Origin of the sequence: Hyphobacterium indicum (assembly GCF_003129605.1) — a bacterium.
In the GTDB taxonomy this organism is placed as follows: Bacteria; Pseudomonadota; Alphaproteobacteria; order Caulobacterales; family Maricaulaceae; genus Hyphobacterium; species Hyphobacterium indicum.
The window spans coordinates 592,685-614,189 of the sequence record NZ_QBDX01000001.1; the positions used below are offsets into that span (position 1 = coordinate 592,685).

A 21,505-nucleotide genomic window follows, 5' to 3' on the forward strand; every position below is an offset into this window, starting at 1 on the left:
TTAGCCCCGCCGCAGAACCGCCCGCTCACCGCAGGACGGGCGGCCGACCTCGACCGCGACCAGGCCCGGCAGTTTCGGGGCGAGGCGGTCGAACAGCCAGGCGCAGATATTTTCCAGCGAGGGCTTGGCCAGCCCCTCCACCTCGTTCAGCAGGCGGTGGTCGAGATCGGCTACCACGCCGGCCACGATCTGCTCGATCTTCCAGGTATCCTTGATCCAGCCCTTGTCATTGGGCTCGCCGGCCAGCGTCACGGATCCGGCGAAGGAATGGCCATGCAGCCGCGCGAAGGGATGGTCTTTCGCCTCATGCTCGAAATAGTGAGCCGCCTCGAAGGTGAAGTCCTTCGTGATTTCCAGCCGGGAATGGGTCATCAGCCTGCGCGCGTTACAGCATCTGGATGGGGTTCAGCCAGACAAGGGCCGCGATATACGCAACATAGCCGCCAAAGAAAAGCAGCCCGGCCAGCCGGCCGACATTGCGGCCCGCGAAAATCAGCAATGCGAGCACCGCGCTGGCGCCCAGCATCACCCAGAAATCCAGCCGCATGAACTGGTCCGGCACCGGCATGGGCACATTCGCCAGCCCGGCGGCAAGGCCGGTCGCGCCGCCCACGGCGAAGACGTTGAACACGTTCGAGCCGAGCACATTGCCGATGGCGAGATCGCCCTGGCGGCGCAGCACGGCGGCAACGACGGTGGCAAATTCCGGCAGCGACGTGCCGATGGCCAGCGCGGTCAGCCCGATCACCGCATCCGACACGCCCAGCAATCCTGCCGCGGCGGTGCCGCCGGTGACGATGATATGCGCGCCCAGCGGCAGGGCGATCAGGCCCACGATGAGGGCGAGGAGTGTGCCGGGCAGAGAGCCCTTGCCCGCCGCTTCTTCCAGCTCCGCCACCTCGGCCAGCAGCGGATCATCCTTGGCGCGCATCGCCGACACCGCCAGCAGCCCGATAAAGACGAAGATCAGCGCGAACAGAACCGCGCCCTCCATCATCGAGATCGACCCGTCATAGCTGACCACGACCAGCGCCACCCCGGCCAGAAGCGCGAAGATGGCATTGCGCCGCACGCCGCGCGTCTGTGTGCCGATCACGCCGATCAGCGCAGGCAGGCCCAGCACGAAGAGCACATTGGCGATGTTTGAGCCGACGATATTGCCCAGCGCGAGGCCCGGCGCGCCCGACAGGGCGGCATCGACCGAGACGACCAGCTCCGGCGCCGAAGTGCCGAAGGCGACGATGGTGAGCCCGACCAGCAGCGCCGGGATTTTCGCCCGCCGCGCCAGCGCCGCTGCGCCGCGGATCAGCATGTCACCGCCGAACAGCAGGACCACGATCCCGGCGAGCACGAAGCCGCCAGCCAGCAACAGGGAGTCGTCAACTGCCATCATATCCGCCTCGCTTGCTGCAGAATCAGCTTAGTCGAAACGCTTGTAATCGATGAAGTTGAGGATGCCGAAGGCGATGAGGGGCAGGGCGAGCGCAACGAGAGCATACATGGCAGACTCCATAAATCACAGACAGACCGGCCTGCTGTCTAGCCGGGATTTCGCGCGCCCGCTAGGGAGGGATTGCGGCGGCAATCGTCCCCCCTCATGAGCTGGCGTCTGCGCCTCGAACCCGTACTGCGGCCGCTGATGCAGAGCCATTGGCGGCGCACCCGCGGCCTCACCCTCGGTGTGCAGGGGCTGGTCTTCAACGAGGCGGGCGAGGTCTGCCTGGTGCGCCACACCTACCGCCCCGGCTGGCATTTCCCCGGCGGCGGAGTGGAGCGCGGCGAGACGCTGCACCAGGCGCTGGAAAAGGAATTGCGCGAGGAGGCGGGGGTTGCCCTCACCGCCCCGCCCCAGCTCGTCCACGTCTATTCCAATGCGGCGCGCTTTCGCGGCGACCATGTCGCGCTGTTCATCGTCCGCGAGTGGCAGGCCTGCCCCGCAGATCACGGGCATGAGATTGCGGAAACCGGCTGGTTTGATCCCGCCGCCCTGCCGCCCGGCACGGCGCGCGCGGCCACGGAGCGGCTGGCGGAAATCCTCCACGGCCAGCCCGTCAGCGATCACTGGTAGCGGCCAATCCCGTCATCACAGGGCCGCCCTTTCCCCTCCTCCTGTACGACTTAAACTCCGTCATCCCGGGGCGAGCCTTCGGCGAGAACCCGGGACCCATTCCGCGAAGTCAATCCTCCGGAATGGGTTCCGGATCGTCGCTACGCTCCGTCCGGAATGACGGAATTTGAATGGGCATCGAAACGCTTTCCCCTCCCCCATTGTGGGGAGGGGTAGGGGTGGGGGGATATTTTTTGGCGCAGCGTTTGCCATCGTCACCCCACCCTGACGGCTACGCCGTCTTCCCTCCCCATCAAGGGGAGGGACTGGAGATACGGGACCGACCGGCCTAGCCGTCGGCGTCAGGCTTCGGCCCGGCCTCCGTCATCCCGTCCATCGCGGCCAGTTCCGCCGCTTCCACCGGCTTGCCGGCAGGCGTGCCGTCAGCAGGGATGACCGGCTTGTCCACCGCCTCCGCCGCCACGGCGGGTTGCGGGTCGGACGCGGCCTCGGACCGGTCTGTCTGGCCCTCCGTATCGGACAGGGCAGATGCCGCGCCGGTCAGCGCGAGTGAACCGAGTGCGGCAAGCATCAATGAGGATTTCATCAAGACCTCCCTTGGATTGTTCACAATGTCTGCAAGCGCGCCGCAAGGCGGCACTTGTGGCCCGCCCGGGCGTGTTGCGCGCAAGAGATGGGCAGCGGTCTTCCCGTCGCAAGCCTGCCAGGATTAAAAATTCGTCATCCACACCACCCCCGTCATCACAGGGCCGCGCCCTTTCCCCTCCCCCTCTGTGGGGAGGGGTAGGGGTGGGGGGCGTCCAGATATCACCCCACCCTGACGGCTACGCCGTCTTCCCTCCCCATCAAGGGGAGGGGAAGGGAGCGCCCGCCCCACCCCCTCATCCCTCCGATGCCTCCGGCGGCCATCCCATCACCTCGTCGAGACTGCATCCATTGGCCTCAGCAATTCTATGGAACCCCAGGGGCACGCCGCCTCCCGGATCGGGATCGCCGGCCGCCCGGCGCTCATGATAGTGCTGGATCACCCGGCGGAAGCGCTCCTCCAGTTCGGCCCTGATGTCTTCCGCGTCCGCCTCCGGCGTCTCCGGGGCGGCCGCACCGCCCACCCGGCCCAGCAGATATTCCGTGCGCAATATCCGGTCGGCCAGCCGCGCCGCCGCCTCGGCGGGCCGGATCTGCCCCGCTGCTGCCAGATCGGCACTCCTCTGGTGCAATTGCCGCGCCGCCTCCAGCGGGGTCAAAGGCTCTGTGGAATGTTTCCCCTCCCCCTCGTGGGGAGGGGTAGGGGTGGGGGGAGGATTTGCGGCGTTATTGCCATCACCCCACCCCGCCGATCCGGACGGATCGCCGACCCTCCCCATCAAGGGGAGGGGAAAAGCCGCGCCGGGCGGAGCGGGAACAACGGGGGACTCCCCAATCCCCTCCGCCTCCAGATCCTCGACGCGCCAGCCGCCCTGCGCCGCCCAGCCATAGATGGTCGAGGGCGAGCGCCCCACGGCGCGGGCCACCTCGTGGACGGGCACGCCGTCGCGGCGCATCTGCTCGGCCCGGGCTTTCAGGGTGAAGATCGGTGGCGTCACCGGGGCAGTATAGCCGCGCCCGCGCCCGCGTGGATTATTTGCGTTTTGGCGGGCGCTTTCCCCTCCCCCAATGTGGGGAGGGGTAGGGGTGGGGGGATATTATTTGGCGCAGCGTTTACCATCTTCACTCCACCCCGCCGATCCTGACGGATCGCCGACCCTTCGGATGTCAAAAGCTCCACTGGAGCTTTCTTTGATCCTCAGCCATCAAGGGGAGGGAAGGTAACTACCCACCGTCATCCCTGCGAAGGCAGGGACCCAGTTACGCCCGCTCCATTGGCACGCCCTGCGCCAACCTGCCGCCTGCGTCCACGCCGCGCAGATTGAGGGCAGCACAGCGGCAGCGTCACCCTTGCTCTGGGTCCCTGCCTTCGCAGGGATGACAATAAAATATATTCCACCGTCATCCAGCCTGTCCCCGCGGCTTGTGCCCGCGGCTTGTACCCGCGAAAGCGGGTAAGGCGGGTAATGCGGGGAGCCGCGCCCCGCTTTTGTCCGGGCCTTAAGACTTGAGAGATCTGGATCAGCCGTAGGATGGGGAAGGTGTGGATTACGACTATCATTGATCCGGTGTTGACTCTGATTGCAACCTCAACATTAATTGAAACATGTTTGTGTTGAAAGCGAGCGTCTTGGAAAATGGTGGCGACAGTATTTGTGGAATCAAATGCAGCACTCTTGCAAGGCGACATATTGAAGTCGTCAGACGATGCAAGCGAGTGCGCTTATTTTGTGTTTACTGCTGATTGTGACTTAGTGCAGGGCAAGTGCGATAATATAGTAACCTGTTTAAAAATACTACCGATTGAACAGTATATCGAGAGATATATACTAGAAGATCAAATTGAAGAAATAAGAAACAATCAAATAAATAAATATGAAGAAAAAATAAACAAATACGTAAGAAGAAAAAATAAAAATGCCAATCATTTACGTATAGACGATTTCATTTCTTGGGTTGAAGATTCGGGTTTTGAAGCAGTTTTTAGTGCTCTCTCAGTGTCACCCGGAGATCAAGACTTTCTGCGGGGAGTAACTTCCCTCAACAATGCGCTTTCTGAAATTTGCGTTCGAGAGCGTTATAGAAAGTTGGTCGCGGCGGCCAATTTGAGCACCAATAAAGAAATCGCCAATCTCGGAAAGGCGGTTTCAAAGAGCCTTCCTGCTGATGCCGTAGTGCTTCCAGCAATCGAAGGTGTTTCCGGGCTGGCAAATGTCGTCATGTTGCGTCACGTTATCGGCATTGATGCCGAGCGTTATGGAAAAGACCGCACATCATCAGTCTTTAGGGTCGCCCGCCTTCGAGAGCGGTTCAAGTATTTAGTTGCCAGTAAAGCCGCAAATTTGTTTTCTCGGATTGGCGTTCCGGCTTCAGACGAGACTGAAATTGAGGATGCTGTAGCTCTTCATTGTCAGTTTATAGTTGAGGGATCTTAGAGATGCGATGGTTAGTACTAGATAATCAAGCGCTTGAAGTTCTTGCCCAAGCACAAGTTGACGAGTCTTGGTTCGAGAATTTCAATCTTCCGAGCGGTGAGAATAGAATAAAAAAAGTAACCCTTAAAGATGCAATTGTTTTATTGGGGTCCGAACCATGTGTCGATGCTCGTTTGGTTTTTTTTCGGATTGACCGCAAGGGGCTATTTTATGACAGGTTAGAGTCGTCTTACAAAGATGGTGTGAATTCAAACACACTTGATCGGTGTGTCACCTTAGCGCTGTCAATCTTATCGAATTCGGTCGCATTACCAAAGTCATTCAAACCCCATAGGCAGGGTAATTTAGTTTCAATTTATGCGAACCGATTTCAGGTTCAGGAGAAAGATCGCGTTCACTTCGCGTTGTTCCAAGATGCTAAACATATTGTTGGTTTCCATAGATCTCCCGAGGTTGTTGACTTTAGAGATCTGACAGTTCCTCAACACCTTGATATTGACACGATTTGGCTAGAGGCGGTTGAAGCTGTTGAAAGTGGCAACGTAGACGATTCGGTTGCCAGCGGGTCCGGTATCAATTTGGAGCCTCTTCTGGGCAAGTCCTTTGTTGGTGAGGCTACTCTCGATGATTGGATATCGTCCAAACTTACCACGCAACAGCGCAGCTTCGTAGATGCTCCGCTTGATAAGCCGCGCCGACTGCGAGGTGTCGCAGGTACTGGCAAAACACTAGCATTAACGATCAAGTGCTTAAAGGAGCTTTATGCGTCCATGGAACGTGAAGAGCCGCTTAGGGTGGCGTTTCTGACTCATACGGCTTCTGTCGCAACCGACGTAGTCTCTGAGATGATCCGGGCGTTAGATCATCGACATCTCGTAAGTTCGGCTGAGCCTGGAAAGCTACTCTGGCTAGGTTCTTTGTACCAGCTGGCAAAAGAAACGCTTAATTACGATACCAAGGGAATTCTGCCTATCTCTGACGATGGTGTGGAGGGGCGACTAGAGCAGCGTGAGTGGATAGCCTTGGCGATTGAGGAAATTAAAAATGACATTCGCGTCACCGAGGATTTTCTTAAAAGGGCGTCGCCAAGCATTGCGAGTGAGATAAACGCAGCAAGGCCTTCCGATCAATTTTTGAGGGAACTAGCAAACGAAATTGCCTGCGTTCTCGACGCCGAAGGTATAAGGAAGTCAAAGCCAGAATTGTATAAGGCTTACCTTCATAAGGAACGGCAGGCTTGGCAAATGAGATTGCCAAATGAGGCAGACCGCCAAATTGTAGTGGAAATTTATGAAAAGTATTATAATTTCTTAATTCAACATGACGCTATTAGTTTAGATCATATGATTGCAGATTTTGCAAAATATTTAGAAACGCATGAGTGGGTATATCGAAAAAAAGATGCAGGCTTTGATATAATATTTGTAGATGAATTGCACTATTTCAACTTTATAGAAAGAATGATATTTCACCACTTATTCAGGCACGCTGCAGCAGATGGGGCCGTTCCGTTGTTTATGGCCTATGATTTGAAGCAGGGCACAGACGATCGATTCCTGAATACTGGAGTTAAAGGTGAAGCTGCCCGTTTCTTCAAGCAAATAAACGTAGGCCCGTCAGAAGTTGACGTGTTGGATAAAGTGTTTCGCTCTACTCCCGAAATCGCTCGCTTTCTGTCCAGTGTTGATAGCGCTTTTCCTGCGTTGGATTTGGAGGGTGAGTGGCAGGATTATTCTGCTACATCGGCACGCAGTAGTGGGGACATTCCCGTAAGCAATAATTTCGACAATGACATCAGCATGTTAGACGCTGCAATGTTCGAGGCTGCTAAGTTTGCAAAGGCCGGTTCGGGCACGGCGGCTGTTTTATGTCTAAATGAAGAAAAGTTTCAAGAATATAAGTTGGCAGGAAGAGTGCAAAATCTTGATCCTATCGTTATTGATAGCCGAGATGAAGTCAAACAAACAAGATACGCAAAAAAACGCCCCGTCTTTGCTATGCCTGAGGCTGTGGCAGGATTGCAGTTCGACCACGTGATTTTAATACACGCTGATCGTTCCGAATATGACGATTCAGAGAGTGCAGGTTTGCGCAGACGCTTCCTCTCGAGATTCTATTTGGGTGCAAGTCGTGCTTCAAAATCACTAAGTGTTTTCTCTTCTGAAGGCCGCGGAGGAGAGCTTGCTTTTGTTAAAAGTAGCAAAAACGCAAATATAATTCGGTAGACTTCACTATTTTTTCTGGGTTCCTACCTCCCACCCTCCAGCTCTTTAATCTCATCCTCCCCGCTTTCGCGGGCACAAGCCTCATCCGCCTTCGCGCCTCGCGGCGCTGCGACGGGATAAAACCGCTTATCCGCCTTCGAGTTCCTTGATCTCATCCCTCAGCCTTGCCGCCTCCTCAAATTCCAGATTCGCCGCCGCTTCGCGCATCTGTTTCTCCAGGTCGGCAATCGTGGCCCGGAGATTGTTCGGCTCGAAGCGTTTCTGATCCTCGGCGACGCGGCCATCGCGCCGGTTCTTGCGGTCCCGCGCCTTGGCCGACCGCCCCGCCGCGGTCTTCTCCATCACCCCTTCGAGCACGTCGGAAATGCCGCGCACAATGGTTTTCGGCGTAATGCCGTGTTCCAGATTGTGCGCCGTCTGTTTCTCGCGCCGCCGGTCGGTCTCCTCCATTGCCCGTGTCATCGAGCCGGTGATCGTGTCGGCATAGAGGATGACTTTCGCATCGGCATTGCGCGCCGCCCGGCCAATGGTCTGCACCAGGCTGGTTTCCGAGCGCAGGAAGCCTTCCTTGTCGGCATCGAGAATGCCCACCAGCCCGCATTCGGGAATATCCAGCCCCTCGCGCAAGAGATTGATGCCGACCAGAACGTCATAGACGCCGAGGCGCAAATCCCGGATCAGCTCGATCCGCTCCACCGTATCGACATCGGAATGCATGTAGCGGACCTTCAGGCCCTGCTCGTGCATGTATTCGGTCAGATCCTCGGCCATGCGCTTGGTGAGGGTGGTGACCAGGGTGCGGAAGCCCTTTGCCGCCGTGGCGCGGGCCTCGTCGATAATGTCATCGACCTGGCTGGCCCCGTCTTTCGACACCGGGCGGACCTCGACCGGCGGATCGACCAGCCCGGTGGGGCGGATGACCTGTTCGGTAAAGACGCCGCCCGTGCGCTGCAATTCCCAGCCGCCGGGCGTCGCCGAGACACAGATGGTCTGCGGCCGCATCAGATCCCATTCCTCGAATTTTAGCGGGCGGTTATCGAGGCACGACGGCAGGCGGAAGCCGTGATCGGCCAGGGTTTTCTTGCGCGAAAAGTCGCCCTTGAACATGGCGCCCAGCTGCGGAATGGTCTGGTGGCTCTCATCGACAAAGACGAGGGCATCTTCCGGCAGATATTCAAACAGGGTGGGCGGCGGCTCGCCCGGCTTGCGCCCGGTCAGATAGCGCGAATAATTCTCGATGCCGGCGCAGGAGCCGGTGGCGCCGATCATCTCCAGATCAAACTCCGTGCGCTGGGCGAGGCGTTGCGCTTCGAGCAGCTTGCCATTCTTCTCCATCCATTCGAGGCGCACTTTCAGCTCCTGCCGGATGGACGACATGGCCTGATGCAGCGTCGGGCGCGGCGTCACATAGTGCGAATTGGCGTAGATTTTCACCGATTTGAGCTCGGTCTGGGCGCGCCCGGTCAAAGGGTCGAATTCGGTGATGCGCTCGACCTCGTCACCAAAGAAATCCACACGCCAGGCCCGGTCGTCATAATGCGCCGGGAAGATTTCGAGAACATCGCCCTTGAGCCGGAAGGTGCCGCGCTGGAAAGCGGCGTCATTGCGCGTGTATTGCAGGGCGACGAGTTTCTTCGCGATCTCGCGCGGATCGGCACTGCTGCCGGTCTTCAGCTCGAACGTCATCGCCGTATAGGTCTCGACCGAGCCGATGCCGTAGATACAGGAGACAGAGGCGACAATGATCACATCATCGCGTTCCAGGATCGAGCGGGTGGCGGCGTGGCGCATCCTGTCGATCGCCTCGTTAATCGAAGATTCTTTCTCGATGTACGTGTCGGTGCGCGGCACATAGGCTTCCGGCATGTAGTAGTCGTAGTAGGAGACAAAATACTCGACGGCATTACGGGGAAAAAAGCTCTTGAATTCGCCGTATAACTGCGCCGCCAGCGTCTTGTTCGGCGCCAGGATCAGCGCCGGGCGCTGCACCGCTTCAATGATTTTCGCCATGGTGAAGGTCTTGCCCGTCCCCGTCGCCCCGAGGAGAACCTGGTCTCTCTCCTGCGCATTGAGACCGTGGACAAGTTCGGAAATCGCCGACGGCTGGTCTCCGGTCGGCGTATATTCGGCGACACAGTCGAACCGGACTCCGCCCTCCGATTTCTCCGGACGGGTAGGGCGGTGCGGCACCCAGGCTGCGGGCGTCGGCACCGGGCTTTCGATTTCGAATTTCGCCTGCCCCATATCGCGGACGGCGCTGTCATCTGTGGTGAGTCGGGCCATGCGTCAGATATACGGACTCCGGCGCAGGGTTTCCAGTTTGTTCCGCTTACGGGGTCACCGTTTCCGGCAGCCCGTCCCGCGGGGCCGCTCCGGCGCTGGGCCATTGATCCGGATAGATCAGGCCTTCGGTATCAAAACCGAGCGCCTGCAGATAGGCTAGGCGGGCCTCCAGAATGTCCGGATCCATCTGCGGTTCGCGCGCCAGGATCCACAGATAGCGGCCCTGCGGTTCGGAAATCACCGCCCAGGAATAATCCTCCGCCAGCTCGACAATCCAGTAATCGCCGAAAAACGGTCCGAAAAAACTCACTTCCAGCTTCGCACTGGTCTCCGGATCGGCAATCCGCGCCCGGCCTTCCGCCACGTCCAGCTCGCCATCCAGCCCGCCCTCCCAGCAGCGGTTGATCACCCGGATCAGCCCGTCCTCCCGGCGCTCGTAAAAGGCGGAAACGCCATGGCAATTTTCCTCGAAACTGTGATCCGCGCGGGCGATCTCGAACCAGGTCCCGAGATAGCGCTCGATCTCCACCGACGCCACAACGGGCGGCGGTTCATCCCCGGCCAGCCGGTCGCGCGGCGCATTCATGCAGGCGGTCAGGATCAGGGGCAGGGCACTCAGAAAAAACAGACGCAGTTTCATGGCGATACCTTCCACTGATGAGAAATCCCCTCATGGGGTAAGGAAATATACACTTGGTTAATCCCGATCAGGGCAATTTGTTCCCTTGGGGCTGGAAGCAAACAAGAGGCGGGTCCGCAAAAAATGGCGGGCAGTTTTGATCGAATCCGGGTTCTCATTGTAGAGGACAATTCGCATATGTCAGCGATCCTGCGGACAATATTGCAGGGCTTTGGCGTGCGTACGATTCACGAATGCCGCGATGCCGAAACCGCGCTCAGCAACATGGCCGCTTTCAACCCCGACATCCTGTTGCTCGACCTGTTCATGGACGAAATGGACGGGCTCGAACTCGCCAGGCATATCCGCAATGATGATGACAGCCCCAACAAATACCTGCCCATCATCATGGTCACCGCCCATTCCGAACGCTCGCGCGTGCTGCAGGCGATCAATGCCGGCGTGAATGAATATCTCGCCAAACCTGTCCGCCCCATCGACCTGTTCGAGCGCATGGTCTCGCTGATCGAACGCCCGCGGCGCTTTGTCCGCGTTCCCGGCTATTTCGGACCCGACCGCCGCCGACGTCAGGAATCCAGATATGAGGGACCGTGGCGGCGCTCGACGGACGAGAAATACGATGATGGGTATGATGATGAAGAAGCGGTCGCCTAACCGGAGACAATTTTCTCGAATGCCCTGAGTTCCTCATCAGATGTAGACCAGCTCGCCACCAGCCGCGCCGACCCGTCCGGCCACTGGTAAAATCCGGCCCCGCCGGCCCGAAGCTGTTCTGCCAGAGCGTCATCCATGCGGGCAAACACTTCATTGCCATCGACGGGATGCAGGATGTCCGCGCCGGCCTTGCGCAGAATCTCCGCGATCTCCGCGGCCGCCGCATTGGCATGACGCGCCAGATCCAGCCACAGATCATCGCGCAGCCAGGCCAGCATCTGCGCCGCAATATAGCGGGCTTTCGGTCCCATATGCCCCGCCCGCTTCTGGCGCGCTTGCAATTCGCTCAATCGCGCCCGCGGCTCGCCGAACAGAAGAATGGCTTCAGCGCCGAGCGCGCCATTCTTTGTCGCCCCGAGGCACAGAATATCCGCGCCGGCCTGCCAGCTCATCGCGGCCGCGCTCTCCGTGGACGACACCAGCGCATTGGCAAATCGCGCGCCGTCAAAATGAACGCCAAGCCCCTTGGATTTCGCCGGTCCGGTCAGCGCTTTCAACTCGCGGACCGAATAACGGCATCCGGATTCATTCAGATTCGACACCGACAAGACTCTTGGCGGGGGCGTGTGCACGAAGTCCTGCGGCCACTGCGCCAAGGCCTGCTCGAGCTCGGCCGGATCGATCTTGGCGTGTGATCCGCGTAGCGGAAGCAGCTTTCCGCCACCGGTGAAGAACTCCGGCGCTCCCCGCTCATCGCGATGGATGTGGGCTTCATCATGACAAAGGATCATACCATGCGGTGGACACAGGATGGAAAGGGCGAGCGCATTGGACGCTGTACCGCTTGTGGTCAGAACGAGCTCAAGCTCCGATTCAAAAAGGCTTTCCAGACGGCTTTTCAACTCAGCCGTCAGCCTGTCATTCCCGTAGCTGGGCGCATAACCGTGATTGGCGTCGGCAAGTGAAGCCAGAATGGCCGGATGAGCGGGAGATGTCGTGTCAGACAGAAAATTCATAGCCGGCAGACAGTCGGCATTTCCCCCGCAGCGTCAATCCCCGAATGCCGGATCCGGACTCGACGACGGCAGCGTTTCCCGCATCGAGTCGGCATTGGACAGGGATCGGCGTTGCGTTCCGTCCGAAAGTGTGGATTGCCCGCGCAGAGCATGAGGCGCCTGACCGAACATGGCCCGGATGGCCGCCACATCAATCGGATAGAAATCCGACGCGCGCTCGCCTGACGCCACCATCTGCGAATGACGGCCGGCACCCTGGGGGCATATCCCGGTCCGGGCAAAAGCGTCCGGATCGCCAGGGCATTGCAACCCCCTCAGAACCGATTGCGTTGCCGGGCTCAGGATATAGGTATCTTCATTACTGTTCGTTTCTGCAGTCACGGATTCGGATGTAGAGCGGGCAGATACCGGCGTTTCTGCCGGCTGCAGAACGTCCCGTTCTGGAGTGATGGAATCGGCTGGCGGAACAGCGGGAGCGTCAGCGGGCGTCTCAGGTACGGATTCTATGATCGGTTCAGGTGCAATATCCGGCGTAAGCGCGGCGGGCTCCACGGGTTCAAAAAGCAGCGTCACCGGAATGGACGGCAGGATAAGAGGCGGCAGCCTGCTTTGCGCATTCAGAAACAGGATGGCAAAGAGGCCATGCACCAGGATCGCCGATGCAATGGCCGCAACAGAATGAGCCCTTGCCCTGAACCCCGACGGCATCAGGACACCGTATAACGCGCGAAGCTGCAAATGCCTGCTCCGGTCTGACAAACAACCCCGCCACCATCAACCTAGAGGGATGGAACTCAGAAGGCGACCATCCGGAGCAGGAAATCAGGGTTTCTGGGCTTTTTCCGCTCGGCGGCGTGCATCATGAAGTACGGAGACGCAAACGCCCGTGCGATTGAAGACACCGAAGCTTCGAATATCGGGCAATCTGACTGGCGGAGTGATTTTCCGAATTATGGTCATCGTCTTCTCCTTAGCTATCGCGTAGCAGTTTTCGCCGCAGCGACCTCAGGGCTGGCGACCGGCATCACCAAGCGGGATGAGGATTGAGTCTGATTCAGAAAAAGTGTGACGGCGAAAACCGCAGCAGCGATAATCAGGCCAGCTATCGCACTTGGACTTGTCGATCCCGGTTTTGCCATCTGTCTGTTCCCGATTGCTGTTTCATAGCCGGATCGTCGAGCGGATTCCCGGCACTCGGAGGGCCAATCCGGGCCAAAGTGAAGAATTTAAGGGCCATTCCGAGGCAAATGCGGCAGAAAAGGGGCTCGGCGCTTGGCCGGTGGCCTCACGCCCGCTAGGTTCGCTCCACATTTTCCGCGCAAAGGATTCCCGATGACGTTCAAACAATCTGACGCTCTGGCGCGGGTTCAGCCATCAGCCACATTGGCTGTGACCCAGAAAGCCCGGGATCTGAAAGCCAGGGGTGTGGACGTGATTTCCCTAGGCGCGGGAGAACCGGATTTCGATACGCCGGACCATGTCAAGCAGGCTGCGATAGAGGCAATCAAAGCCGGTAAGACCAAATACACAGCGGTGGATGGAATCCCTGAACTCAAGGCGGCGATTGTCGCAAAATTTGAACGCGAAAACGGGCTGAATTATTCCGCTGCCCAGGTCTCGGTCGCGCCGGGTGGCAAGCCGATAATATACAACGCGTTGGTCGCGACGCTGAATCCCGGTGACGAGGTGTTGTTTCCGGCACCCTACTGGGTGTCCTATCCGGAAATGGTGCGGTTGTGTGGCGGTGAACCCAAAGTGATCCGGGCGGGGATTGAAACCGGATTCAAGATTACGCCGGCCCAGCTGGAAGCCGCGATTACGCCGCGCACCAAATGGTTCATTTTCAATTCGCCCTCAAATCCGACCGGGGCGGGTTACACGTCCGAAGAAATCCGCGGACTGACGGACGTTTTGCTCCGGCACCCGCAGGTCATGATCATGACCGACGATATGTATGAGCATATCGTCTATGACGGTTACGAGTTTGCAACCGTCGCCCAGGTCGAGCCCCGGCTCTACGACCGGACGCTGACGACCAATGGCGTTTCCAAGGCTTTCGCCATGACAGGTTGGCGGATCGGCTACGCTGCCGGGCCGGAAGGGCTGATTGCGGCGATGCGCAAGGTGATTTCACAGACAACATCCAATGCCTGTTCGATCAGCCAGTGGGCGGCAGTTGCCGCACTCGAGGGGCCAATGGATTTCATCAAGGACCGGAATACGGCCTTCAAGCGCCGGCGCGATCTTGTCCTCGCCGACATAAATGCAGCGGATGGCCTGACGGCACCAACGCCGGAAGGGGCTTTCTATATCTTTGCGGAGTGTTCCGGCTGGATTGGAAAGACCACGCCGGATGCGGTGAAGCTGGAGACCGATATTGATGTCTGTAATGCTTTACTGGGCGAGCAAGCAGTCGCCGCAGTTCCGGGCACCGCTTTTGGCGGGTCGCCCTGTTTCCGCATTTCCTATGCCACCGATGATGCCTCGCTCAAGGAAGCAGGAATGAGGATCAAACGCTTTGCGGAAAATCTATCATAGAAAAAAATGATATTTGTGACGAATATTAGTTATTTGATCTATATCCGTAATTGGGCCATAGAAGGTAGTGAGAAATAACGGCGCACAAGCGTCGCCGGAAAGGAGTGTCAAACATGACAATGTCGATGGGTATGGACCAGACCAAGCGCGAGACGATGGCGAAAGCTGTCACCGAGGTGCTGGCCGACACATACGCCCTTTATTTCAAAACGCACGCGTATCACTGGAATGTGACGGGACCGAGATTCCACGATCTGCATATGCTGTTTGAAACCCAGTATAATGAAATGTGGACGGCAACAGATGACATTGCCGAACGGGTCCGGGCGCTGGGCGTCAAGGCACCGTCATCCTATATGGAGATGGACAAGTTTGCGAAAGTGAAATCCGAAGCAACCAAGGCAGACGCCAACGATATGCTGGCGGATCTGCTGGCCGGTCATGAACAGGTCGCTACGACCATTCGCTCGGCTCTTGAGCAGGCATCCGAGCTGGGCGATGAAGCGACGGCAGATATTCTGACCCCGCGCCTCACAGCTCACGAAAAAATGGGATGGATGCTGCGGTCGACACTCGGCTAGCAGCCGAAAATTTCCCGGCAAAAAGAAACCCCGGCCAAGACGGCCGGGGTTTTTTCACAAGTGTGAAAATTGAAGCGCCGGGCCCTAGGGGAGGAGAAGGGTCCCGGCGCAAAGTGCATACAGTGTCGGGGAGGAGACAGTATGCAAACTCAGAAGGGGAACGTGGTGGCTGTCGCCCGTTCGCTGAGGCATATGGCGCAGCTTGGCTTGCGGGACCAGAGCCAAAGCCGAATATCGGATATGCAGATTTGCAGACCTTCAAGACTCAAAGGCAGGATGCCGGGATAACTCAGCTTTCCCAGCGTTTTGCTTCTGCAACAAGGAAATCGCGGAAAACAACAATCCTGTTGGAGCCGCGCAATTCTTCCGGATAAACGAAGTAAACTTCGAAAACCGGCCCCTGAACATCGGGCAGGACCCGCACCAGCTTGTCATTCTCGCGGGCGACATAATCCGGCAAGCTTGCAATTCCCAGCCCCGCTTCAGTGGCTTTCATGACGGCATTGATGGTATTTGCCTCGACGATGGCTGGCCGTGGCGGCGCACCGGGAGCACGGCCCAGACGTGCCGCCCAGTCGAGATTGGGAATCGGGGCAAGTGATGGCGGGCCATATTGCACGATGGCATGGTCATCGAGCGCCTCGGGGGAATTCGGCGTGCCGCGCCGCTGCAAGTAGCTGCGGCTGGCATAAAGATGTTGCGGGACCCGCATCAATTTACGCTGGATCAGATCATTCTGGGTTGAGGGCCAGGGACGAATGGCACATTCGGCTTCCAGATTGGCAACATCCAGCTCGTGATCATCCAGCATCAGCCGGATGCGAATATCGGGATAGGCGGTATTGAAGGCAGCCAGGCGCGGTGCCAGCCATATGGCGCCGAGAGCTGTTGGCGCGGTTACGCGCAAATCACCGGATGGCTTGTCTCTGGAATCAGCCACCATGGCTTCCGCCAGGGCAACTTTCGCCGAGATATCGTGAGCCGCCCGGTAGAGAAGCTTGCCGGGCTCGGTCAGCATGAGACCGCGGGCATGCCGGTGAAACAATTTGATACCCAGCTGATCTTCCAGCGCCGTGATTTGCCGGCTGAGTGCCGACTGGGAAAGGCCAAGCGTGTCGGCTGCAGCTGTCAAGGAGCCAGCTTCTGCAGCGGCGTGAAAGGATTTCAGCTTGTCCCAGTCCATGGCGTTCACCGGCCCTAGCGATTGATCGCGGACATGCCGGATTCATTGTATCGCGCGCCCTGCACCCTGTCCGCCAGACCTTCCAGTCTTGAAAGTTGCTCCGGGGAAATTCTGACGGACGCCGCGCCAAGATTGGATTTCAGATTGGCAAGCTTGGTCGTGCCTGGAATGGTGACAATATTGTCCGCCCGCCCCAGTACCCAGGCCAGCGCAACCTGGCCCGGCGTTGCATTGTGTGCCGCAGCGACGGCTTTGACTTCCTCCACCAGGGCCAGATTGGCTTCGTATGCACCATCAGCAAATCGGGGCTGCATGGCGCCCTGACGGTATTCACCTTCACCGCCGGGTTTGTTGTCCCGCGTCATGGCCCCCGTCAACAGGCCGCGGCCCAGTGGTGAATAGGCCACCAATGTGGCACCCATTTCCTTCAGCGTCGGCAGGACCTCAGCTTCGATATCGCGCGAGAATATGGAATATTCGCTTTGTACCGCTGAGACTGGGTGTATGGTGTGCGCCCTGCGGATTGTGTCGGCAGAGGCCTCTGACAAGCCGATTGCGCGGACTTTTCCCTCGGCCACGAGCTCACCCATCGCACCGGCCGTTTCTTCAATCGGTACGTTCGGATCGACCCGGTGGAGATAGTAAAGGTCGATGATGTCGGTCTTGAGATAACGCAGCGAATTCTCGACCGCGCGCCGCATGTTGGCCGGTGTGCCGTCAACCGTTGTTCCGGTCGGTTTGCCATTTTCGTCAAACAGGAATTTCGGACCGAACTTTGTCGCAATGCGTACCTTTTCACGCCGGTCAGCGAAGGCCTCGCCCAGCAATTTTTCATTGGCTCCCAGGCCGTACATTTCTGCAGTGTCGAAGTGATTGACGCCCATCTCGATGGCTTCGTGCAGCAGTTTGATTGCGTCGGCCTGCTCGGTGGGCGGGCCATAAAAGGCGGACAGGCCCATGCAACCGAGGCCTATGGGGGAAACGGTGAAGCCGTCAATTTTGCGCTGATCCATGAAACTCTCCTGATGCCGAAGTCAGTCTAACGGGCATCGGCAGTTTTGACACCTCCTCAAAAGAAAAGCGGCCCCGAAGGGCCGCCGGAAGATTGCATCGAGGACGGTGTCAGTTGGCAGTGTCTTCTGCCGCCTCTGTGTCTTCTTCCTCATCCTCATCCAGATTGATGACAATCTGTTCGCTCCGGTCCGGCAGGTCACGGATGAAGACATCACCGGACAGACCGTTACGCATCTGCCGAAGCCGGCGTTCGATGACGAAGTTCAGCAGGATACGCGCATTGTCCGGAAGATTGCTGCAGAAAGAGGCATCGCGCTGGGTACCGTCCGCGGTTGTTGTTGTCTGGCTGATCGCGCCTCCGCATCGGCTGGAGCCGTTGGTCATATCGGCGAGGCCCCATTCATTCACATTCGCCCGCAAAGGCATGTCCCGCTCAACCAGCTCCGCGACGTCGTCATTGGCAAGACTCAGCAAATGCGCCCGGACCTGATTTTCCCAGTCAGGGAAAAAATACGGACGTGCCATCCGGTAGTGCTCTGAGATATCGAGCCGGTTGGGTGTGCTATCTACGCCGCGCAAGGCATTCACAAATTCACGGCCATTCGATTCCAGCTGACGCCAGACAGTGTCACCTTCATAGGCATCGCGCCGGATGCGGGGGCTGCCGACACTGCCATTGAAAAAGCCATAGATGACCAGAGGGTCGTCCCAGAACCGGTAGACGATATTGAACTGTATATCGTTGAGGCTCAGCGGCTCGCCCATGACGGTCAGGATATTGGCCTCATACAAACGTTCATTCGTGCCATGCGCATTCATGCGGTCGAGTTCGTGCCGCGGATAATTCAACGCGACCTGTTCGACGATGGTGGCCGTGTAGAGGTTCAGCCAGTAGGCAAGTTGCTCATTGGGATGCAGGGCGCTGAAGTTCAATTGATCAGGTAATTCTTCCAGCTCCGTACGATAGGCGGAAATGGCCTCGGTATGAAAATCCTCAAACAGGTGGAGAATGATCCGGTTGTTTTCATAGCGATAGCGGCTGTCATTGCCGGTATAGATGCGAGTTCCGGTGAAAATGGGATCACCGCGTGCCGACCGCCGGTCTGATAATCCGACATTGAGCACGATATCGCTGAGCATGTCGGACCAGACCGAGTAGTCAATTTGCTGGCGGCCATGATCGCCTGCCGACGGATTGAAGATGTCAAATCGTGCCTCGTCAGCTGACTGAGCCTCGGCGACCAGTGGCGCGAGAAGGATGAAGACCGCGATCAGACCGGCGCGCGCAAGTTGAAACATACCTCAATCCCCAAAATCCAGACGTGCAGAAAAACCACCCCCTATTGCCATAGAGGTGACCTGCGCCCGAATTAATTCAACTTAATGATAAATCCAGCCTATTCCTGCGCGGCGAGGAAGCGTTCGGCCTCCAGCGCCGCCATACAGCCCATTCCCGCCGCCGTCACGGCCTGCCGGAAGACATCATCGGTCACGTCGCCCGCGGCAAACACACCGGGAATGGACGTCGCGGTCGAATCCGGCCGGGTCACGAGATAGCCGCCAGCCTTGGTCTCCAGCTGTCCGGTAAACAATTCGGTCGCCGGCGCGTGGCCGATCGCAATGAAGACGCCATCGGCCGGGTGTTCTGAAACCGCACCGGTTTTCAGATTCTTCAGACGCACGCCGGTCACACCTGGCGGGTTATCGGTTCCGGTGATCTCTTCTAGCGTGCTGTCCCAGATCACCTCGATTTTCGGATGCTTGAACAGGCGTTCCTGCATGACTTTTTCGGCGCGCAATTCATCACGCCTGTGAACCAGCGTGACCTTGCTTGCGAAATTGGTCAGGAACAGCGCTTCCTCCACGGCGGTATTGCCGCCGCCAATGACAAAAACCTCTTTTTCGCGATAGAAAAATCCGTCGCAGGTGGCACAGGCAGAGACGCCAAAGCCTTGGAATTTCTGTTCGGATTCCAGGCCCAGCCATTTTGCGCTGGCCCCGGTGGCGATGATGACACTATCAGCCGTATATATTGCGCCGCTATCGCCTTTCAGCGTGAAGGGGCGTACCGACAGGTCCGCTTCGACAATGATGTCCGCCACGATTTCTGTGCCCACATGCTCGGCCTGCGCCCGCATCTGTTCCATCAGCCAGGGCCCCTGGATGACATCCGCAAAGCCGGGATAATTCTCGACATCCGTTGTAATGGTCAGCTGCCCGCCCGGTTGCAGTCCGGCAATCAGCAAAGGGTTCAGCATGGCCCGTGCGGCATAGATGGCGGCTGTATACCCGGCGGCACCGGAACCGATGATGATAACTTTGCTGTGGCGGGGTTCAGACATTCAAGCATTCCTGTTTGGTGAGGGCACAGTGGCGGATATGGCGGCCGCGTGGCGGCGATACAATCCTTCGGCTTTAGCCGGCATTCGGGTGATCTGGAAAGAATCGTTCAGACAGCAGCGTCGCAATCCGCCGGGTTTCGTCAAGCGGTACATACGTCCAGTCATCAAGGCGCCCGAGGAAAGGACGCAGTGCGTCGCGCGCTTCCAGTCCGGCATGAAGCAGGCGGAACTTGCCCGGATTGCCTTCCAGCGGCAGGGAGTAGACCGGCCGTCCGGTAAAAGCCGCTTCGGTCAGCATATTGGTGGAATCCTCGGTCACGAAAATCAGATCTGCTGACCCGAGGAAGGCAAAATACGGATTGTCGCCCTCGCCGGTATAGAAGTCGCAGCGGTCATGTTCCGCGAGGGCAGCCAGCTCCCGCACAAGACCGGCCGGTGTGCGCCGCGATGTTGTGACCATCAGCGAATAGCCTTGAGCCAACAGCCATTCCGCCCGTTGCCGGATGGCGGCTTGTACTGTGGCGGACATCTTCAGGCGTTTGTTAGGGCCACCGATCAGCAGCGCCGCACGCGGGGCGGGCAGGACCGCTAGACGGGCGGAAAACTTTTCCGTCTCGGCCGCAATCCTTTCCTGCGTCAGCCGGTTGGGCGATCCGGTCATGGCGATCGCGTTCCTGACTTTCAGCCGGTCGTGATCAGGTGCGATAATGACGTCAAACAGATCATACTGGCCGCGCGGATCCTGAACATAGACAAAGCAGGCCCGCGGATAACTCTTGCGGTGTTTGCGGGCGACCCGGATGGCCGGCCGTCCGCAACCGATCCAGACGGCGGGATTTTCGGCATCCGGCAGCGTCACAAAACCATCGTCCCGGATCAGTGCCCGGTGCGCCCGCCCCCCGCAGGTCCGGGCCAGCGCCTCGGCAAGGCCAATAGCCTGGTTTTCAACGCCGCGGCGTGCATCGGCGACTGCCCAGATTTCAGGACCCTCTGTCATGCTTTCATCTGACCGATCCCGCCGGGCGGGGCAAGGGCGTTGACATGTAACCGAACAGTTACATAATGAAGTTATGGAGCAGGCTGATATTGTCTTCTACGCACTTGGGCACCCCATACGCAGGGCTGTGTTGGCGCGCCTGCAAACCGGTGAAGCTCGCGCAGGCGTGCTCGCGATCGAACACGATATAAGCCGGCCAGGCGTTTCAAAGCACCTCGCTGTTCTCCGGCGTGCGGGCCTGATTATTGAGCGAAAGTCCGGCCGTGAACTCATCTATCGCCTGAATCCGGAAGCGGCCTCGGAGGCGCGCGACTGGCTTAATGCGTTCTGGGAAAATCGTCTTTCAGCACTCAAGCAACTTGCGGAGGCTCGCCATGAACGGGAAAAATGACGCGGTCGAGGACATCGTCTGTGAGATCGGGATAAACGCCCCGCAACTTGTTGTCTGGGAGACCTTGACCGCTCCGGAGACCGTTCCGGAATGGCTCGGATGTATCGGTTATAGCGGTAAGATTGGCGGTTTGTTCTACATGCAGCCGGATGAAGCCAAACGGCAGGCCGGCGATCTCGATGGTGCAACTCATTGCGAGGTCGAGACCATGAACAAGCCAGACACCTTTATTTTTTCGTGGTTTTTTCCGGACACACCAAAAACATATGTGAGGATAGATTTGGATGAGGATGGGCCAGACCGGACAAAGGTCAGGCTGAAGCATTTCGGGTGGGATCAGTTCCCCGCACACATTATCCGCCAGGTTCGCGACGGACTGGCCGGTGGATGGGAGAGCGCTGTTCTGCCGAACTTCAAAGTGGCTGCGGAATCACGCTCCGCGTGAGTGATAGCGGCATTAGCCCACAAGCCCCGCCAGGTCAGCGCAGCGGATGGGTGGCGCGAATAGGCAGTGCTTGACGCAGGAGTGTTACGAGCGTAACGATATGACAAA

22 protein-coding genes are annotated in these 21,505 nt (G+C 58.3%); 9 read left to right on the forward strand and 13 right to left on the reverse strand.

Annotated features, from left to right (window positions below; genetic code table 11):
- Both DBR16_RS02940 and DBR16_RS02945 read right to left on the reverse strand, forming a co-directional pair.
- On the reverse strand, positions 1-372 hold the full coding sequence (locus tag DBR16_RS02940; RefSeq protein WP_109259727.1) for a 6-pyruvoyl trahydropterin synthase family protein: 372 nt from the start codon (positions 370-372) through the stop codon (positions 1-3).
- A gap of 13 nt (positions 373-385) precedes the next feature.
- Positions 386-1,390 (reverse strand): calcium/sodium antiporter, encoded by a 1,005-nt coding sequence (locus tag DBR16_RS02945; RefSeq protein WP_109260030.1) that lies wholly within the window; start codon positions 1,388-1,390, stop codon positions 386-388.
- Positions 1,391-1,597: 207 nt separating this feature from the next.
- On the opposite strand from DBR16_RS02945, the gene DBR16_RS02950 reads away from it, so the two are divergent.
- Complete coding sequence (locus tag DBR16_RS02950; RefSeq protein ID WP_109259728.1) at positions 1,598-2,068, forward strand: NUDIX domain-containing protein; 471 nt, start codon at positions 1,598-1,600, stop codon at positions 2,066-2,068.
- A 328-nt stretch (positions 2,069-2,396) separates the two neighbouring features.
- On the opposite strand, the gene DBR16_RS02955 is transcribed toward DBR16_RS02950, so the two are convergent.
- A complete protein-coding gene (locus tag DBR16_RS02955) occupies positions 2,397-2,654 on the reverse strand; it encodes a hypothetical protein (RefSeq protein WP_109259729.1) in 258 nt (85 codons plus the stop codon).
- Positions 2,655-2,949: 295 nt separating this feature from the next.
- Positions 2,950-3,651, reverse strand: coding sequence for a helix-turn-helix domain-containing protein (locus DBR16_RS13820; RefSeq protein ID WP_125184485.1), 702 nt, complete (start codon positions 3,649-3,651; stop codon positions 2,950-2,952).
- 639 nt (positions 3,652-4,290) lie between these two features.
- On the opposite strand from DBR16_RS13820, the gene DBR16_RS13825 reads away from it, so the two are divergent.
- On the forward strand, positions 4,291-5,088 hold the full coding sequence (locus DBR16_RS13825) for a hypothetical protein (RefSeq protein ID WP_125184486.1): 798 nt from the start codon (positions 4,291-4,293) through the stop codon (positions 5,086-5,088).
- A gap of 2 nt (positions 5,089-5,090) precedes the next feature.
- Positions 5,091-7,313 carry a UvrD-helicase domain-containing protein gene (locus tag DBR16_RS02965; protein ID WP_109259731.1) on the forward strand — a complete coding sequence of 741 codons (2,223 nt, stop codon included), beginning with the start codon at positions 5,091-5,093 and terminating at the stop codon, positions 7,311-7,313.
- A gap of 126 nt (positions 7,314-7,439) precedes the next feature.
- Here DBR16_RS02965 and uvrB read toward each other — a convergent pair whose 3' ends face one another.
- A complete protein-coding gene (gene uvrB, locus DBR16_RS02970) occupies positions 7,440-9,596 on the reverse strand; it encodes an excinuclease ABC subunit UvrB (protein ID WP_109259732.1) in 2,157 nt (718 codons plus the stop codon).
- A 46-nt stretch (positions 9,597-9,642) separates the two neighbouring features.
- Complete coding sequence (locus DBR16_RS02975) at positions 9,643-10,236, reverse strand: lipocalin family protein (protein WP_233347540.1); 594 nt, start codon at positions 10,234-10,236, stop codon at positions 9,643-9,645.
- Between the two features lie 123 nt (positions 10,237-10,359).
- Here DBR16_RS02975 and DBR16_RS02980 point away from each other — a divergent pair, with 123 nt between their 5' ends.
- Positions 10,360-10,890 carry a response regulator gene (locus tag DBR16_RS02980; protein ID WP_109259733.1) on the forward strand — a complete coding sequence of 177 codons (531 nt, stop codon included), beginning with the start codon at positions 10,360-10,362 and terminating at the stop codon, positions 10,888-10,890.
- Here the strand turns inward: DBR16_RS02980 and DBR16_RS02985 are convergent.
- Both DBR16_RS02985 and DBR16_RS14040 read right to left on the reverse strand, forming a co-directional pair.
- Positions 10,887-11,906, reverse strand: coding sequence for a threonine aldolase family protein (locus tag DBR16_RS02985; protein WP_170108317.1), 1,020 nt, complete (start codon positions 11,904-11,906; stop codon positions 10,887-10,889). The two genes, DBR16_RS02980 and DBR16_RS02985, sit on opposite strands and share 4 nt — an antisense overlap.
- A gap of 33 nt (positions 11,907-11,939) precedes the next feature.
- Positions 11,940-12,614: a hypothetical protein gene (locus tag DBR16_RS14040; protein WP_170108318.1), complete on the reverse strand. Its 675-nt coding sequence runs from the start codon at positions 12,612-12,614 to the stop codon at positions 11,940-11,942.
- 153 nt (positions 12,615-12,767) lie between these two features.
- Here DBR16_RS14040 and DBR16_RS13830 point away from each other — a divergent pair, with 153 nt between their 5' ends.
- From DBR16_RS13830 to DBR16_RS02995, 3 genes are all read left to right on the forward strand, one after another.
- Positions 12,768-12,953, forward strand: coding sequence for a hypothetical protein (locus DBR16_RS13830; RefSeq protein ID WP_125184487.1), 186 nt, complete (start codon positions 12,768-12,770; stop codon positions 12,951-12,953).
- Between the two features lie 285 nt (positions 12,954-13,238).
- Entirely contained in the window at positions 13,239-14,444 is a 1,206-nt protein-coding gene (locus DBR16_RS02990) for a pyridoxal phosphate-dependent aminotransferase (protein WP_109259734.1), read from the forward strand.
- A gap of 113 nt (positions 14,445-14,557) precedes the next feature.
- The gene (locus DBR16_RS02995; protein WP_109259735.1) at positions 14,558-15,025 is read left to right on the forward strand and encodes a Dps family protein; all 468 of its coding nucleotides are present in this window, start codon (positions 14,558-14,560) and stop codon (positions 15,023-15,025) included.
- Positions 15,026-15,314: 289 nt separating this feature from the next.
- On the opposite strand, the gene DBR16_RS03000 is transcribed toward DBR16_RS02995, so the two are convergent.
- The 5 genes from DBR16_RS03000 to DBR16_RS03020 form a co-directional block, all read right to left on the reverse strand.
- The gene (locus DBR16_RS03000) at positions 15,315-16,208 is read right to left on the reverse strand and encodes a LysR family transcriptional regulator (RefSeq protein WP_109259736.1); all 894 of its coding nucleotides are present in this window, start codon (positions 16,206-16,208) and stop codon (positions 15,315-15,317) included.
- Between the two features lie 14 nt (positions 16,209-16,222).
- A complete protein-coding gene (locus DBR16_RS03005; RefSeq protein ID WP_109259737.1) occupies positions 16,223-17,221 on the reverse strand; it encodes an aldo/keto reductase in 999 nt (332 codons plus the stop codon).
- A gap of 109 nt (positions 17,222-17,330) precedes the next feature.
- A complete protein-coding gene (locus tag DBR16_RS03010) occupies positions 17,331-18,521 on the reverse strand; it encodes a DUF547 domain-containing protein (RefSeq protein ID WP_109259738.1) in 1,191 nt (396 codons plus the stop codon).
- 98 nt (positions 18,522-18,619) lie between these two features.
- Positions 18,620-19,564, reverse strand: coding sequence for a thioredoxin-disulfide reductase (gene trxB / locus DBR16_RS03015; RefSeq protein ID WP_109259739.1), 945 nt, complete (start codon positions 19,562-19,564; stop codon positions 18,620-18,622).
- 73 nt (positions 19,565-19,637) lie between these two features.
- Positions 19,638-20,561, reverse strand: a complete 924-nt coding sequence (locus DBR16_RS03020) for a mitochondrial fission ELM1 family protein (RefSeq protein ID WP_109259740.1) — start codon at positions 20,559-20,561, stop codon at positions 19,638-19,640.
- 73 nt (positions 20,562-20,634) lie between these two features.
- Here DBR16_RS03020 and DBR16_RS03025 point away from each other — a divergent pair, with 73 nt between their 5' ends.
- Together DBR16_RS03025 and DBR16_RS03030 are read left to right on the forward strand one after the other, a co-directional pair.
- Complete coding sequence (locus tag DBR16_RS03025; protein ID WP_109259741.1) at positions 20,635-20,952, forward strand: ArsR/SmtB family transcription factor; 318 nt, start codon at positions 20,635-20,637, stop codon at positions 20,950-20,952.
- Complete coding sequence (locus DBR16_RS03030) at positions 20,936-21,397, forward strand: SRPBCC family protein (RefSeq protein WP_161539389.1); 462 nt, start codon at positions 20,936-20,938, stop codon at positions 21,395-21,397. Before DBR16_RS03025 ends, DBR16_RS03030 begins: the two co-directional genes overlap by 17 nt.
- The last annotated feature ends 108 nt before the right edge of the window (positions 21,398-21,505 follow it).

Bases quoted from the DNA above. Each gene is read 5' to 3' on its own strand.
- DBR16_RS02940 (WP_109259727.1), bottom strand. From the start codon at position 372: ATGACCCATTCCCGGCTGGAAATCACGAAGGACTTCACCTTCGAGGCG.
- DBR16_RS02945 (WP_109260030.1), bottom strand. From the start codon at position 1,390: ATGGCAGTTGACGACTCCCTGTTGCTGGCTGGCGGCTTCGTGCTCGCC.
- DBR16_RS02950 (WP_109259728.1), top strand. From the start codon at position 1,598: ATGAGCTGGCGTCTGCGCCTCGAACCCGTACTGCGGCCGCTGATGCAG.
- DBR16_RS02955 (WP_109259729.1), bottom strand. From the start codon at position 2,654: ATGAAATCCTCATTGATGCTTGCCGCACTCGGTTCACTCGCGCTGACC.
- DBR16_RS13825 (WP_125184486.1), top strand. From the start codon at position 4,291: ATGGTGGCGACAGTATTTGTGGAATCAAATGCAGCACTCTTGCAAGGC.
- DBR16_RS02965 (WP_109259731.1), top strand. From the start codon at position 5,091: ATGCGATGGTTAGTACTAGATAATCAAGCGCTTGAAGTTCTTGCCCAA.
- uvrB (WP_109259732.1), bottom strand. From the start codon at position 9,596: ATGGCCCGACTCACCACAGATGACAGCGCCGTCCGCGATATGGGGCAG.
- DBR16_RS02975 (WP_233347540.1), bottom strand. From the start codon at position 10,236: ATGAAACTGCGTCTGTTTTTTCTGAGTGCCCTGCCCCTGATCCTGACC.
- DBR16_RS02980 (WP_109259733.1), top strand. From the start codon at position 10,360: ATGGCGGGCAGTTTTGATCGAATCCGGGTTCTCATTGTAGAGGACAAT.
- DBR16_RS02985 (WP_170108317.1), bottom strand. From the start codon at position 11,906: ATGAATTTTCTGTCTGACACGACATCTCCCGCTCATCCGGCCATTCTG.
- DBR16_RS14040 (WP_170108318.1), bottom strand. From the start codon at position 12,614: ATGCCGTCGGGGTTCAGGGCAAGGGCTCATTCTGTTGCGGCCATTGCA.
- DBR16_RS13830 (WP_125184487.1), top strand. From the start codon at position 12,768: ATGAAGTACGGAGACGCAAACGCCCGTGCGATTGAAGACACCGAAGCT.
- DBR16_RS02990 (WP_109259734.1), top strand. From the start codon at position 13,239: ATGACGTTCAAACAATCTGACGCTCTGGCGCGGGTTCAGCCATCAGCC.
- DBR16_RS02995 (WP_109259735.1), top strand. From the start codon at position 14,558: ATGACAATGTCGATGGGTATGGACCAGACCAAGCGCGAGACGATGGCG.
- DBR16_RS03000 (WP_109259736.1), bottom strand. From the start codon at position 16,208: ATGGACTGGGACAAGCTGAAATCCTTTCACGCCGCTGCAGAAGCTGGC.
- DBR16_RS03005 (WP_109259737.1), bottom strand. From the start codon at position 17,221: ATGGATCAGCGCAAAATTGACGGCTTCACCGTTTCCCCCATAGGCCTC.
- DBR16_RS03010 (WP_109259738.1), bottom strand. From the start codon at position 18,521: ATGTTTCAACTTGCGCGCGCCGGTCTGATCGCGGTCTTCATCCTTCTC.
- trxB (WP_109259739.1), bottom strand. From the start codon at position 19,564: ATGTCTGAACCCCGCCACAGCAAAGTTATCATCATCGGTTCCGGTGCC.
- DBR16_RS03020 (WP_109259740.1), bottom strand. From the start codon at position 20,561: ATGACAGAGGGTCCTGAAATCTGGGCAGTCGCCGATGCACGCCGCGGC.
- DBR16_RS03025 (WP_109259741.1), top strand. From the start codon at position 20,635: ATGGAGCAGGCTGATATTGTCTTCTACGCACTTGGGCACCCCATACGC.
- DBR16_RS03030 (WP_161539389.1), top strand. From the start codon at position 20,936: ATGAACGGGAAAAATGACGCGGTCGAGGACATCGTCTGTGAGATCGGG.